Here is a 13,586-nt window from a genome sequence, read left to right as displayed (position 1 = left end):
TCTGCGGGCGTCAAACCCTGGTACATGGGGGTATGTCGTCGTTCGGCTCTTCCCCGATCCCCACGCCCGCCAATGAACCGGTGCGTGACTATGCTCCCGGCAGCCGCGAGCGCGCGCGCATCGAGATTGAGCTCGATCGGCAGCTCGCCACGCAGATCGAAGTCCCGCTGGTGATCGGCGGCGAGAAGGTCAGGACCGGCAACACCCGCGAGATGGTCCTGCCCCACCGTCACAGTCACGTGACGGGGCTGGCCCACCAGGCTGGCGAGGCCGACGTCGCCAAGGCCCTGCACGAGGCCGAGCTCGCTCGCGGCCCGTGGGCGGCGCTGCCCTTCGAGGACCGCGCGGCGATCTTCTTGCGAGCGGCGCGGCTGCTCGAGGACGAATTCCGCGACCAGCTCAACGCCTCGACCATGCTCGGGCAGAGCAAGACCGTGTACCAGGCGGAGATCGACTCGGCCTGCGAGCTCATCGACTTCTTCCGCTTCAACGTCCACTACCTCGAGCGCATCTACGCCGAGCAGCCGAACTCGCCGGGGTCGGCGGTCTGGAACCGCGCCGAGTACCGCCCGCTCGACGGCTTCGTGTTTGCGATCACGCCGTTCAACTTCACCTCGATCGCCGGCAACCTCCCGTCCGCGCCCGCCTTGTGCGGCAACACGGTGATCTGGAAGCCAGCCTCGACCGCGATCCTCTCGGGTCACTACATCATGGAGCTGCTCGAGGCCGCGGGGCTGCCCCCGGGCGTCATCAACTTTCTGCCCGGTTCGTCGAGCGTGGTCGGGCCGACCATCATGGGCGACGCGCGGCTCGGCGGGATCCACTTCACGGGCTCGACGAGCACCTTCAAGACCCTGTGGCGCCAGGCCAGCGACAACCTCGATCGCTACCGCGCGTACCCGCGGCTGGTCGGGGAGACCGGCGGCAAGGACTTCGTCGTCGCCCACCCCAGCGCCGAGCTCGAGACCCTGAGCGTGGCGCTGCTGCGCGGGGCGTTCGAGTACCAGGGCCAAAAGTGCTCGGCGGCCTCGCGCGCGTACATCCCCGACAACCTGTGGCCAGCGCTGCGCGAGCGGCTCGCGGCCGGGATCGCCGAGCTGACGATGGGCGATATCCGCGACTTCTCGAATTTCATGGGCGCGGTGATCGACAAGAACGCGTTCGCGGATCACAAAGCGGCGATCGACGCGGCCAAGGCCGCCGTCGGCTCCGAGGTCAAAGAGGTGCTCGGCGGCGAGTACGACGACTCCGAGGGCTACTTCGTGCGCCCCACGATCATCGTCGCCAACGAGCCGGACTACCCGACCATGGTCGAGGAGCTGTTCGGTCCGATCTTGACGATCTACGTCTACCCCGAGGCCGAGTTCGAGCAGACCCTGCAGCTGTGTGACGAGAGCAGCCCCTACGCGTTGACCGGGGCGATCTTCGCTCAGGATCGGGCGGCCGTGGTCACCGCGGTCGAGCAGCTCCGGTTCGCGGCCGGCAACTTCTACATCAACGACAAGCCGACCGGCGCCGTCGTCGGTCAGCAGCCGTTCGGCGGCGGCCGGGCCAGCGGGACCAACGACAAGGCCGGCAGCATGTGGAACCTGATCCGCTGGGTGTCACCCCGGACCATCAAAGAGAACTTCGCCCCCCCGCGAGACTGGCGCTACCCCTTCATGGGCTAGCAACGGCTACCCGCTCGCGGCCCGCCAAGGACCCAGCCTGAAAGCACTTTTGTTGCTGGATTTGGGGTGCGGCTGTTACTCGTGAACGGAGCCGCTCACGCGGCTGGAGGAAGCATGCATAGGTTCGCGCGGCGAGCTCGAAACCATCTCACGATGGGCCTGGTGGTTGCCGCTGCGGTGGCAACCACCGCCTGTCAACCCAAAACCGGCGAGGTCCAGACCGTCGGACCGGCCGAGCCTGCCCAGCGGGCCGCCACGTCGTTCGTCCACTGCGTCGAGAGCGAGGGCGGCGGGTGCGTGACCCTGGATCCCAAGCTGGGCTCGTGGGACGCGTTCGCGCTGCTGCACTGGCTCGGCGCGGGGTCCCCAACCTCGATCTTGCAGGCTCTGCGCCGCGAGCTCGAGCATCACCGTGATCCCTACGCCGTCCAAAATCGGTTCGTGAACGTGACCGCGCGCTACCGCGAACCACTGCGTGGCGCCGAGTGCAGCCCGGAGTCGGCCCGGCCGATCGCCGAGCTGCTGCCGCGGGTGGTCAGCCATGTGCAGACCCGGATGAAGAGCCTCGGCCTGTGGCGCGACGAGTTCGAGCAACTGGTGAACGGGTTGGCCAGTGAAGCCGACGACGGCCTCGCCGACGGCTGGTTGGTGCACATGACCTGCTTTGGCGATCCCTACGAGATCTGGGTGGCGACGGCCAAGGAAGACGAGCGCCAGGTCGTGGTCGGGATGCTGACCAGCCTGCCCGCCTGGCTCGACGGCGGCCCGCTCGTCGACGAGCACGTCGAAGGCCGGATTCGCAACCGCTCGGTCAGCAACACGACGACGCTCGGGGTGATCCGCGAGGGCACCGTCGACACCCGCTGGATCCCCATCCCGATCGAGGAATTTTAACATGGCGAAGCTGGCGATACTGACCACGGCGCTCCTGGCTGCGAGTCCCCTCAGCGGCGGCATGATCGACATGGTGAACACGATCGACGCGACCGCGGTCGTCGACGTGGAGCTCGACAATTCCGGGACCCAGCTGCCCGAGCCGCCCTCGCTCGCGGATCTGATCCAAGCCCAGGTCGCGCCCCAGACCCTGCAGGGCTTCGACACGGTCGTGCTCACCCAGATCAACGCGCTGTTTGGCTCAGAGAACCTGCCGCTGGCCAACGGCGGCAGCGTCGAGGCGGGCATCTACGTGACCGTGACGCCCCAGAAGTTGCTGGTGTTCGACGAGGAGCTCCTCGCGCTCAGCGACGGCGTCGTCCCGCCAGGGCCGGCCTCGCGCGAGTGCAAGAGCGGGTGCAAGACCTCGCTGTGGAGCCCGTTTCGGCGGGTGTGGCTGGAGGCCCTCGAGGAGGCCCAGACCTACGTGCTCGAGGTCCCCGGCCGGGTGTTGTTCGGGGTCGAAGCCAGCGTCCCGGCCAAGACCCTCGTCGAGCTGGCCTACGCGGTCGCCGAGACCCGCCCGGGTGAGCCGCCCAACTTCTCGCTGCTGGTCAACGGCAGCAACGCGGGCCTGCGCGCGCGACCGTTCTACCTGCTGCCGCCCGGCGGCATGCGGGTGGCTCCGGGTGACAACGCGCTGGCGCTGCGGGTCACGCTGGAGGCTGGCGAGGCGTTCACGATCAGCGCGGCGCACCCTCGGTTCGGGTCCAACATCTCGGGCGTCGGCTGGAAGGACCTGGCCGCGCAGATGGTGCTGATCAAGAAGCGCCACCCCAACAAGGGCACGATCATCATCGACGTCGGCGACGACTCGACGATCAACGACGTGGTCATGGCCATGCTCGCGACCCAAAAGCAGTTCCCCACGGTCGTGCTGACCCAGGGACTGCCGGTCAAGTGGGGCTGACGCAAGCTCGGCCGCCGCGCGCGTGTTAGCGTGCCGTCGGGATGGCCCGCCTCCGCCTGAACAAGGACCACATCGTCGCCGCGCCGGGGTTCAACCGCTGGCGCGTGCCGCCAGCGTCGATCGCCATCCACCTGTGCATTGGCTCGGTCTACGCGTGGAGCATCTTCAATCCGCCGCTGACCAAGGCGCTCGGCGTGGTCGGGGCGGCGGCCGGCGACTGGGCGCTCGAGGACGTCACGCGGATCTTCTCGGTGGCGATCGTGTTCCTGGGCCTGTCGGCCGCGATCGCGGGCAAGTGGCTCGAGGAGGTCGGGCCCCGCATGGTCGGGGTCGTGGCGGCGTGCCTGTGGGGCGGCGGCTTCGCGGTTGGCGGGCTTGGGATCCTGACGCATCAGCTGTGGCTGGTCTACGTCGGCTATGGGGTGCTCGGCGGCTGTGGGCTCGGGCTCGGCTACGTGTCGCCGGTCAGCACGCTGATCCGGTGGTTCCCGGATCGCCGGGGCATGGCCGCCGGGATGGCGATCATGGGCTTCGGCGGCGGCGCCATGATCGCCGCGCCGATGAAAGAGGCGCTGCTAAAACTGTTCTACCGCGCGCCCGAGCGACTCGGGGCGGTCGCCGATCTCGAGCTCGTCACCCAGGCTGGGCGCCGGCTCGCCCGGATCAGCGGAGAGTTCGGGGGAGAGTTCAGCGGAGAGTTCAGGGGAGAGCTGCGCGAGGTCGTGGTCATCAGCGCCGACGAGGGCGCCAAGCTGCTCGTCCACGCCGACGCGGGTGTCTACCAGGTCGGGACCGGCAGCACCGGGGTGGCCGAGACTTTCTTTGCGCTGGGGGCCGTGTACTTCGTGATCATGCTGATCGCGGCGTTCTCGTATCGGGTGCCTGCGCCGGGCTGGAAACCCGAGGGCTGGACGCCCCCCGACGAGTCGACCGCGACCGAGCGCATGATCACCACGCACGACGTGCACATTGATCAGGCCCACAAGACCCCGCAATTTTACCTGCTGTGGATCGTGCTGTGCTTGAACGTGACGGCGGGGATCGGGGTGATCGGCGTGGCCAAGACCATGATCACCGAGATCTTTGGCACGACCTTGCCAACGATCGTCGACGGCGCGTTCGCGGCCACCTACGTGACGATGATCAGCGTGTTCAACATGGCCGGCCGGTTCATGTGGGCGAGCGCGTCGGACAAGATCGGGCGCAAGAACACATACTACGTGTTCTTCACCCTCGGGGTCGCGCTGTATCTGTCGATCCCGCTGGCGGCCGCGCGGGTCAGCGCCTCGCCCGAGCTGGTCTGGCTGATCGTGTTCTACGCGGCGACGATGCTGATCTTCACGATGTACGGGGGCGGCTTCGCCACGATCCCGGCCTACCTCGCGGACATCTTTGGGACCAAGTACGTCGGCGGCATTCATGGCCGACTGCTGACCGCGTGGAGCACCGCGGGGATCCTGGGGCCGCTGGCGATCACCTCGCTGCGCGCCCGGGCGGTCCAAGACGGGATCAGCGAGCTGGCTGCGAAGGTCGACCCCGCGCAGTTCGAGCAGAGCTTTGGCGCGGGGCTCGAGCAGCTGCCCACGCTGGTCGACGCCAAGACCGTGACGCTGGCGAAGCTGATGGCGATCGCGCCGCCGGGGACCCAGGATCCCACTGCCGGGCTGTACAACTCGACGATGTTCCTGATGGCGGGGCTGCTGGTGCTGGCGCTGGTGGCGAACGCGTTGGTCAAGCCCGTCGACCCCAAGCACCACGTGTGACCCCGGCGACCGAGCCACGAGCCTCACGCGCGCTCGGTCGGGTCAGCTTGGTCCTGCGCGCTCCCGACGTCGGCCCGCAGGCGCTCGGCCAGGGCCTGGTGGCTGGCGAACGGGGGCCCAACCTCGGTGAGCGGGACCACGTGGACAGCCTTGCCGTAGCGCTGCTTGAACGCCGCGAGCCGGCGCAGGCCATGCTCGAGCAGATCATCGGGGGCGCGCTCGAGCTTGGCGAGCACCTCGTCGCGTAGATCCGCCTGTGAGCAGGCCAAGATCACGTCGACCCCGGCGCGGAGGACCCCGAGGCTGCGATCTTCGACGGAGAAGTGGTCTGCGACGGCCTTCATCTCGATGTCGTCCGAGAACACCAGGCCGTCGTAGCGCAGCTCGCTGCGCAGCATGCCCATGACCTCGGGCGAGAGCGTGGCTGGGCGCTTGGGATCGAGCTTGGGGAACAGCACGTGGGCGGTCATGATCGACGCGACCTCGGCTGCGATCGCGGCTCGAAACGGCGGCAGCTCGGTCCGCTCGAGCCGGTCGCGCTCGAGCTCGAGCCGCGGGAGCGCGAGGTGGCTGTCGAGATCGGTGTCGCCGTGACCGGGGAAGTGCTTGGCACAGGTTGCGACCCCGCGCTCTTGCATCGCCGTGATGAACGCGGCGGCGTGGCGGCCAACGGTGGCCGGGTCGCGGGCGAAGCTGCGATCGCCGATCACCGGGTTGTCGGGGTTGCTGTCGACATCGACGACCGGGGCGAAGTCGAGGTCGAGCCCGGCGTCGAGCAGCTCGAGGGCGAGCGCGCGGGCGAACGCGGCCGTGTCCTCCGGGCGCTGGCCGCCGAGCGTGCGCATCGCTGGCCACTCGGTCCACGGATCCCGCAGGCGTTGGACCCGACCGCCCTCTTGATCGATTGCGATCGTGAGCGGAGCGTCGGCCGGCGCGAGCTCGTGCAGCGTGCGGGTCAGCGCGCGCAGCTGCTTGGGATCACTGATGTTGCGCTTGAACAACACGACCCCGCCGACTCGGCCCTCGCGGATCCGCTGGCGAAGATCCGGCGGGACCTGCAGTCCCGCGAACCCGACGAACAACAGCTGACCCGGCTGCCACGTGCTGGCGCTCACCCGCGAGACTCTACGTCAACCGGTGACCAAGAGCTGCCAACGCAGCGCCCCAAGCCCGCTTTCACCGCCTGTCCGAATCATGAAATTTCCAAGAAACACGCAGATTTTGGCGGTTCTAGACCATTTGAGCCGAGTTGACGCTGCTAGGCCCGATGGCTATCGTGCCCCGCTTTCATGCCCCAACCACGGCGACTCCTCACCCTCGGTGGACCGGTCCTCGCGCTGTCGCTTGCGGTCGGCATCCCTGCGACCGCGTCTGCCATGCAGCCACCTCCGGGTGGCATGGGCGGAGGGGGCATGCCTGGGGGCGGTGCTCCTGCCCCGCCAACTGGCGGCGACAAAGACAAAGAGGGCCCGGCCGAGGCCGCGCCGAAGGACAAGGGCGCGCTCGCTCCCGTGGTCCCCGTGCCGGCCCAGCCCGAGGGGCGCCGGCGCCTGCAGCTGTTCGAGCTGCACGGCAACCTGCGCATGCGGGCGGACTTCTTTCACCGCCTCGATCTCGACTTGTTCTTCACCGAAGACGACGGCCTCGACAACAAATTTTTCGTGCCGCCCTCGGAGATGGACGAGTTCTCCGAGACCGGCGCGCTGCGGGCCAACGACGCCGGGTGCGCGGCCCAGCTGTCGGCCCGCGGGGTCTCGCCGGCCCGGCAGGCCACGCTGTGCAAGCGCCGTCGGGGCATCGCCGGGGGCAACATGCGCCTGCGGCTCGAGCCCACCATTCACGTGACCGACACGGTCAAGATCCACTCGCAGGTGGATCTGCTCGACAACCTGGTGCTCGGCAGCACCCCCGACAGCTTCGCGGGCGAGACCCCGTGGGCGCCCACGGATCTGTTCACGCGGACCCAGTTCGCGCCGCAAGACGGCGTCAACTCGTTCAACGACAGCATCACGGTCAAGCGCGCCTGGGGTGAGATCCGGTTCGGCTTCGGCATGACCCTCGAGTTCGGTCGCATGCCCAACCACTGGGGCCTCGGCATCGTCCAAAACGACGGCAACGGCTACGCGCGCGGCGAGAAAGCCGACATCGTTCGCATGGTCGACACCGACTACGGCGACTCGAGCGACAGCGTGCGGCTGTCCTTCGACTTTGGGCCCGACAAGCGCAACGCGATCACGCTCGGCGTCAGCTACGACTGGGCCGCCAGCGGGCCGACCACCGCCCAGCTGCTCGGCCCGCAGTGGGAGAGCGGCAACCTCGTGGCCCAGACCCTCTCGGCCGAGCTCTACGACAACGTCCACCAGTTCGGCGTGTGGATCGAGCGCCACGACGACGCCGGGATGCTGCAGCGCAAGCTGTCGTCCGGCACGCCAGTCGTCAACTACGGGCTCAAGACCTGGCTGCGGTGGCAGACGATCGGTCGCGCGATCGGGACCCCGGGGCTCGGTGACGGGCTCGGCGGCAACCCCTCGCTGGACGACACCGATCCCGTCGGTGATCTCGACGGCCTCACCCACGCTGGCGTGCCGCTCGGCAACGGCCTGCTCGATGAGGACGGCAACAGCGGGCTCAACAACTACTCCGCCAGCTTGGTCCATCGCCGCGGCTGGTTGCTGACCCCGGACCTGTGGCTGCGCATCAACTGGCGGACCATGCGGATCGAGGCCGAGGGCGCGCTGGTCGTCGGCAACTTCCGCCATCGTGACCTCAACGAGGATCGCAGCTCCGACGACTTCAACGTCAACGCCGCGGTCGCTAGCGATCTCACCCGAGTCTTGCAGTTCGGCTACGCGCTCGAGTTCAAGTACGGGCTGTTCAAAGATCGCTTCCACATCGGCATCGATCATGGGTTCGCCAGCGGCGATAGCTCGCAGCCCTATCAAAACCAGTACCAGTCGCCGCTGCCGACCACGAACGGTGGCGACTACGCGGGGTTCGGCACGTTCCGCTTCAACCCGGCGTACATGCAGGACCTGCTGCTGTTCAAGGAGCTGCTGGGGACCGTTGCCAACGCGTCCTACGTCAAGCCCTGGGCCGCGTTCTACTTCTTCCAGAACAACGTCAGCGCCCGCGCCGACGTCGAGTTCGCCGGGGCCGTCGACCCACGCGGGACGCTGTCGGGCGACCGCTCGCTGTGGGGCCTCGAGATCGCGGGCGCGGTCCGCTATCACGACGCCGAAGAGCCGATCTTCTTCCAGCTGCAGTACGGCGCGATGTTCCCGTTCGGCGCGTGGAACCCGGAGATCGAGGGCGTCGACTCCAACAATGATCCGCTGATCCGCCGCCTCGACGCCCGGGCCGCGCAGTCGGTCCAGGCCCAGCTCGGCATTCGGTTTTAGCTCCGGCCTCAGACGACCTTGCATGGCAAAGTGCAGGTCGTATGCGGGTAGCTAACCCAGCTCGAAAAGAACGGATCGAGGCGTCGCCGCGCTGGATCGACGGAGCGTTTCGCAACACCGCGCCGATCGGGTCAACGCTGCAGCCGGGCACCACCAATACGGTGCTGCGCGAGTTCTTGTTTGGGCGCGAACGACGAGCTCCGGCGGCGCCGCTGCCAGCCGTGGATCCGCGGCCGGGGTGGGCGAGGCCGGCAGAGACTGGGCTGCGGGTGACGTGGCTGGGCCACTCCACGATGCTGCTGGAGATCGACGGCAGCCGGGTGCTGACCGACCCGGTCTGGGGTCGGGCGTCGCCTTCGCAGCTGATCGGGCCCAAGCGCTTCTCACCGGTGCCGATCAGCATTGACGCGCTGCCGGACCTCGACGCGGTGGTGATCTCCCACAATCACTACGATCACCTCGACCGCGGGGCCGTCGTCGAGCTCGGCAAGCGCGACGTCAACTTTTATACGTCGCTGGGTGTGGGCGCGTACCTCGAGTCCTGGGGGATCCCGCCCGAGCGCGTGATCGAGTTTGACTGGTGGGACAGCGTCGAGCTCCCGCGCACGGGGCTGCGGATCACCGCCGCGCCCTCGCAGCACTTCTCAGGGCGGGGGCTGACCGATCGCAACGCGTCGCTGTGGTCAGCGTTCGCGCTGCAGGGGCCACGACACGCCGTGTTCTTCAGCGGCGACACCGGGCTGACGCCGGAGTACCGCGAGATCGCAGCTCGGCTCGGCCCCTTTGATCTGGTGATGCTGGAGGTCGGCGCGTTTCATCCGGCCTGGGGGCAGATCCACCTCGGTCCCGACAACGCCGTCGAGGCCCTGGCCATGCTCGGGGGCGGCTGCTTCTTGCCGGTCCACTGGGGCACCTTCGATCTGGGCCTGCACCCGTGGGACGAGCCAGCCGAGCGCTTGATCGAGCTCGCGCCGAGCCGTGATCTGCGCTTGCTCATGCCCAAGCTCGGCGCCGCCGTCGAGCCCGCGCGGGCCGAGCAGGTCGATCCATGGTGGCGGGAGATCGCGGCGCTCGAGCCACGCTGATCTTTTCTGCGAGCTGGCTGCAAACCGGCTCGTCGCGGGCCGACACCGTGTGCATGCCCGGTACGCTCCATCAAGGAACGCTCGAACTGTTTCGACACGATCCCTGGCTCGCGTTTGATCTGCTCGGTATCGAGCGGCCGGTCGCGGGGACACCCATCGATCGTCGCGCAGAGGTCGAGCGAGGCGATCCAGCGCGACCGGGTCAAGTCGAGTCAAACTACCCGGACCTGGTCCTGGTCCACGAGGATCCCCTCGGTGGCGTCGTCATTTGTGTCGAGGCCCAGGGCAAGCTCGATCGCCTCAAGCGCTGGATGCTCCCCTACTACCAGGCGGCCGTGGCCAAAGACCACAAGCTCCCGACCTGGCTCGTGGTGGTCTCGTACTGCGACCGGATGTCCGCGGCGCTGGCGGCGTGGGAGATCGGAGCGCCGCCGCTCGTGAACGCGTTGGTGCTCAACGCCAAGACCGTTCCGCGTATGGTTGATCTCGAGCGAGCGCGACAGTGGCCTACCGCATCGGTGCTGGCTGCTACCGTGCACGGATGCCGGGGCGATATTGAGGCGGCTCGAATGGGCATCTGCGCTACACTGGGGCTGCCTGTGGAGCGGCGGGTCTCGTATCGGGCGACCATCTTGTCGGCGCTCCACGAGCCACACAGGCACACACTGATCGGAGAGATGAACATGGAACATCAAGATGAACTCTGGGACATCGAGCGACGCAGCGGAACATTTTTGGTTGGTCGGGAAGAAGGTCGGGCAGAGGGTCGGCGCACGACCCTCGTCGAGCTGATCCTCACGGTGTTCGACGTCCGCGGCGTTCGCCTGAATGACCAGCAGGAGGCGCAGGTTCGCAGCTGCAACCACCTCGGCACCCTCGAGCGATGGGCTCGACTCGCGCGCGACGTACAGGCGCCCACGCAGCTGTTCGAGCAGGGCTGAGTCGTCAGCTAGCTCTGCTCGAACTCGAGGCAAGCGCTCCGAGCTCCAGACCAACGCACGCTCAGGGGCAAACTCAGGGGCCAAACTCAGGGCCAAGCTCAGGGCGTATTAGCGACGATCTTCGGGGCGCCGGGCGGCTCGAAGGCGCCGGTGCGCAGGGCCTCGAGGGCGACCTTGTTGAGGGCCGGGAACCACGAGAAGAACACGGGGAGCTGGCCCTTTTGCTCATCGGTCAGGTAGTCGAAGTTCGAGCCCCGATCGTTGACCTCCCAAAATTCACGGGTACGCAGGGCCGCCAGCAGCTGCCAGATCCCCATCATGCGCTCGGCCGGCTCGTCCTTCATGTCGGCCTGGATCCGGCGCGCCAGCGACTCGGCGCCGTTGAGCATGTAGGTGGTGGCGAGCTTGACCTGGGCCCGTCGCACACCCTGCAAGGTGGTGTCGGACGCGGCGGTCTCGGTGCTGTCGTCGACCCGCAAGAAGGTGGCGAGCAGCTCGTCATGAAATTGCGAGTCGGTGTGAAACGCCTTGGCGCACAGGGCACCCACATCATGGGCGATCACCTCGGTGATGAACGCCATGTTGCGGCCAAACGCGATGCCGCTGTAGTAGCGCATGTAGCGGGCGATCTCGAGGCCGCGGCGCTCGAGCTCGCTCAGATCCCCGGCCGGCGCCCCGATCGTGACCGTCAGCGTGGACGTCATGCTCATCGGCTCATCGAGGATCAGATCCTCGGGGTTGGTGTCGAGGTGCTCGATGACGAACTCCCCGAGCTGCCGATACTGATGCAGGATGTTGTAGCAGGTGCGAATGTCGTTGGCGTTGATCGTCGCGCGCAGATAGGTGTTGAAGAACTTGATCGACAGATCCAACGCCGGCAGGTCCCCATGCCGGGCCGCGGCCTCACCGAGCCGCCGGGTGTTGATCGCAATCAGGTAGCACAGGTCCTTCATGCGCTCGAGACCCTCGCCGTACAACATCTGGTACTGGCGCAGGATCTTCCACTCGAGCCAGATCCCGCGGTTGCGCAGATCATCGACGGCTTCGTCGGAGAGGCTGACGAAGTCGGGGCTCTGGCGGTTCCAGTCGGGGATCGAGTGCCAGGTATTGACCATCCCCGCCTTGGTGTCGCCGTAATAAATGGCGTAGTTGGACAGGGCGTTGGTCGCGCTGGAGGCGATGTTCTTGTCTTGCTGCTGGACCGCGTTGAGGCCGATGTTGGCGAGGTGCTCGACACCCTGGGTCGCCTCGCGCTGGCGGGTGCCGATCGAGGACCGGCCGCGACCGCGGTACGGGGTTGACGCGGCCAGGCCGTCGGTGGTGATCCGCGAGATGATCGAGTCGGGCTCGAGGAAGTTGAACACGAACACGAAGTACGGAAACAGCAGCAGCAGGCTGGCCGTCATCAGCAGCATCGAGACGAGCACGCCCCAGCTGGGGACCGACGCCGGGCCGACGACGAAGTTGATCCACAGCACGTAGATGTTGCAGACCACGAAGAAGCTCAGGACCCGCTGGTTGGTGCGGTCGCGCAAGAACAGCGAGGTCACGATCGGCGTGAACCGGGTCGCCGCCAACTGCACGATGATGCTCGAGACCGTGAGCGCCAGCCCCAAGACCGCGGCCATGATCTCGCCGAGGCTGCCCAGGGTGTTGGTGGCCTGGCTGGGCTCGATCGACAGCAGGGCGTCGACCAGACCACGACCCGTAAAATTGGCGCCGAGCAGCAGATCGAAGACCGTGGAGAGCGCGAAGAACAGCCCCGCGACCGTGCCGAGGGCCGCAAACGGAACCACCCAGCCCCGCAGCGGCAGGCGGAGGTCCTTCTGGCGTTGCTCGATCAGCGACACGGGGTCGGGGCGGACCGGGGGCGTCCAGCCGCGGCCCGCTCGGCCCCGAGACTCGACCCCATCCCTGGCAAGATCTTTGGGCCGATCTTCGGCGTGATCACCTGGCTGCGGACCCTCGGTCACGGGCCGCCACGGTAGCAGATGCTGGTCGGCGACAGTGGGATTTAGCAGCGGGCGCGGTACAGTCCCGCGTGATGCTGCTCGCGATCGATGTCGGCAACTCCAATAGCTCGATCGGCGTGTTCGAAGGTGAACACCTGCGCTGCGAGCTGCGCCTCGCAACCCACCGCGACTGGACCCGTGACGAGTTTGCGATCAAGCTCGAGCGCGCGCTCGCGCTGCAGGGGATGGGCTTCGCGGGCATTCACGACGCGGTCCTGGCCTCCGTGGTGCCCCCGGTGACAGAGCCGATCGTGGCTGCGCTCGCCCGCTATGTGGGCGTCGAGGCGCTGGTAGTGACCCCCGCGCTCGAGACCGGGATGCCGGTCCTCTATGAGCCGCCTCAGGACGTGGGCGCTGACCGGATCGTGGCCGCGATCGCGGCCCACGAGCGCTACGCGCGACTTGACGCGGGTCCGGACGCGGTGGCGGGGACCGGACCACAGACCACGGCGATCATCATCGTCGACTTTGGAACCGCGACCACCTTCGACGTGGTCTCGCCGACGCCCGAGTACCTCGGTGGGGTGATCGCCCCGGGCGTGGGGATCAGCGCCGACGCGCTGTTCAGGCGCGCAGCCAAGCTACCCCGAGTCGACGTGGCCAAGCCGGCCTCGGTGGTCGGGCGCAACACCGTCGGCGCGATCCAGTCGGGGTTGTTCTATGGCTACGTCGGTCTGGTCGAAGGTCTCTTGACCCGGATCCGGGGGGAGCTGAGCTGGGAGGCCCGGGTGATCGCAACGGGGGGTCTGGCCCGCAAGGTCGCCCACGAGACCAGCTCGATCGACGTCGTCGACGACAACCTGATGCTCGAGGGGTTGAGGCTCTTGCACCTACGAAAGCGTGGTCCGGTCCGCTGATTGTCGCCCCACCGGCG

Annotated in this window: 10 protein-coding genes; 8 read left to right on the top strand and 2 right to left on the bottom strand. The window is 67.6% G+C overall.

The window, feature by feature from the left end; genetic code table 11:
• The first annotated feature begins 32 nt into the window (after positions 1 to 32).
• From pruA to ENSA7_RS11470, 4 genes are all read left to right on the top strand, one after another.
• Complete coding sequence (pruA, locus tag ENSA7_RS11485; RefSeq protein WP_106089299.1) at positions 33 to 1,670, top strand: L-glutamate gamma-semialdehyde dehydrogenase; 1,638 nt, start codon at positions 33 to 35, stop codon at positions 1,668 to 1,670.
• A 177-nt stretch (positions 1,671 to 1,847) separates the two neighbouring features.
• Positions 1,848 to 2,564 carry a hypothetical protein gene (locus ENSA7_RS11480; RefSeq protein ID WP_146157585.1) on the top strand — a complete coding sequence of 239 codons (717 nt, stop codon included), beginning with the start codon at positions 1,848 to 1,850 and terminating at the stop codon, positions 2,562 to 2,564.
• Between the two features lies 1 nt (position 2,565).
• The gene (locus ENSA7_RS11475) at positions 2,566 to 3,513 is read left to right on the top strand and encodes a hypothetical protein (protein ID WP_106089297.1); all 948 of its coding nucleotides are present in this window, start codon (positions 2,566 to 2,568) and stop codon (positions 3,511 to 3,513) included.
• Positions 3,514 to 3,554: 41 nt separating this feature from the next.
• Positions 3,555 to 5,276: an OFA family MFS transporter gene (locus ENSA7_RS11470; protein ID WP_106089296.1), complete on the top strand. Its 1,722-nt coding sequence runs from the start codon at positions 3,555 to 3,557 to the stop codon at positions 5,274 to 5,276.
• Between the two features lie 23 nt (positions 5,277 to 5,299).
• On the opposite strand, the gene nagZ is transcribed toward ENSA7_RS11470, so the two are convergent.
• Positions 5,300 to 6,391 carry a beta-N-acetylhexosaminidase gene (gene nagZ / locus ENSA7_RS11465; protein WP_106089295.1) on the bottom strand — a complete coding sequence of 364 codons (1,092 nt, stop codon included), beginning with the start codon at positions 6,389 to 6,391 and terminating at the stop codon, positions 5,300 to 5,302.
• Positions 6,392 to 6,565: 174 nt separating this feature from the next.
• On the opposite strand from nagZ, the gene ENSA7_RS11460 reads away from it, so the two are divergent.
• Genes ENSA7_RS11460 through ENSA7_RS11450 form a run of 3 tightly spaced genes read left to right on the top strand, consistent with a single transcriptional unit; the run spans position 6,566 to position 10,700 of the window.
• Entirely contained in the window at positions 6,566 to 8,674 is a 2,109-nt protein-coding gene (locus tag ENSA7_RS11460) for a TIGR04551 family protein (protein ID WP_106089294.1), read from the top strand.
• 41 nt (positions 8,675 to 8,715) lie between these two features.
• Complete coding sequence (locus ENSA7_RS11455; protein ID WP_106089293.1) at positions 8,716 to 9,759, top strand: MBL fold metallo-hydrolase; 1,044 nt, start codon at positions 8,716 to 8,718, stop codon at positions 9,757 to 9,759.
• Between the two features lie 53 nt (positions 9,760 to 9,812).
• Entirely contained in the window at positions 9,813 to 10,700 is an 888-nt protein-coding gene (locus ENSA7_RS11450) for a hypothetical protein (protein WP_146157584.1), read from the top strand.
• A gap of 98 nt (positions 10,701 to 10,798) precedes the next feature.
• Here ENSA7_RS11450 and ENSA7_RS11445 read toward each other — a convergent pair whose 3' ends face one another.
• A complete protein-coding gene (locus ENSA7_RS11445; protein WP_181233647.1) occupies positions 10,799 to 12,673 on the bottom strand; it encodes a DUF2254 family protein in 1,875 nt (624 codons plus the stop codon).
• Positions 12,674 to 12,744: 71 nt separating this feature from the next.
• Between ENSA7_RS11445 and ENSA7_RS11440 the strand changes: the two genes are divergently transcribed.
• On the top strand, positions 12,745 to 13,569 hold the full coding sequence (locus ENSA7_RS11440) for a type III pantothenate kinase (protein ID WP_106089350.1): 825 nt from the start codon (positions 12,745 to 12,747) through the stop codon (positions 13,567 to 13,569).
• The last annotated feature ends 17 nt before the right edge of the window (positions 13,570 to 13,586 follow it).

Source organism: Enhygromyxa salina, from assembly GCF_002994635.1.
Classification (GTDB): domain Bacteria; phylum Myxococcota_A; class Polyangia; order Nannocystales; family Nannocystaceae; genus Plesiocystis; species Plesiocystis salina_B.
Note: the sequence above shows the minus strand (reverse complement) of the source record. Positions and strands in the feature narration are given on the sequence as shown.

What these genes read in the sequence shown, in the direction of transcription:
- pruA (WP_106089299.1), top strand. Translation starts at nt 33, where the DNA reads ATGTCGTCGTTCGGCTCTTCCCCGATCCCCACGCCCGCCAATGAACCG.
- ENSA7_RS11475 (WP_106089297.1), top strand. Translation starts at nt 2,566, where the DNA reads ATGGCGAAGCTGGCGATACTGACCACGGCGCTCCTGGCTGCGAGTCCC.
- ENSA7_RS11470 (WP_106089296.1), top strand. Translation starts at nt 3,555, where the DNA reads ATGGCCCGCCTCCGCCTGAACAAGGACCACATCGTCGCCGCGCCGGGG.
- ENSA7_RS11460 (WP_106089294.1), top strand. Translation starts at nt 6,566, where the DNA reads ATGCCCCAACCACGGCGACTCCTCACCCTCGGTGGACCGGTCCTCGCG.
- ENSA7_RS11455 (WP_106089293.1), top strand. Translation starts at nt 8,716, where the DNA reads ATGCGGGTAGCTAACCCAGCTCGAAAAGAACGGATCGAGGCGTCGCCG.
- ENSA7_RS11450 (WP_146157584.1), top strand. Translation starts at nt 9,813, where the DNA reads ATGCCCGGTACGCTCCATCAAGGAACGCTCGAACTGTTTCGACACGAT.
- ENSA7_RS11440 (WP_106089350.1), top strand. Translation starts at nt 12,745, where the DNA reads ATGCTGCTCGCGATCGATGTCGGCAACTCCAATAGCTCGATCGGCGTG.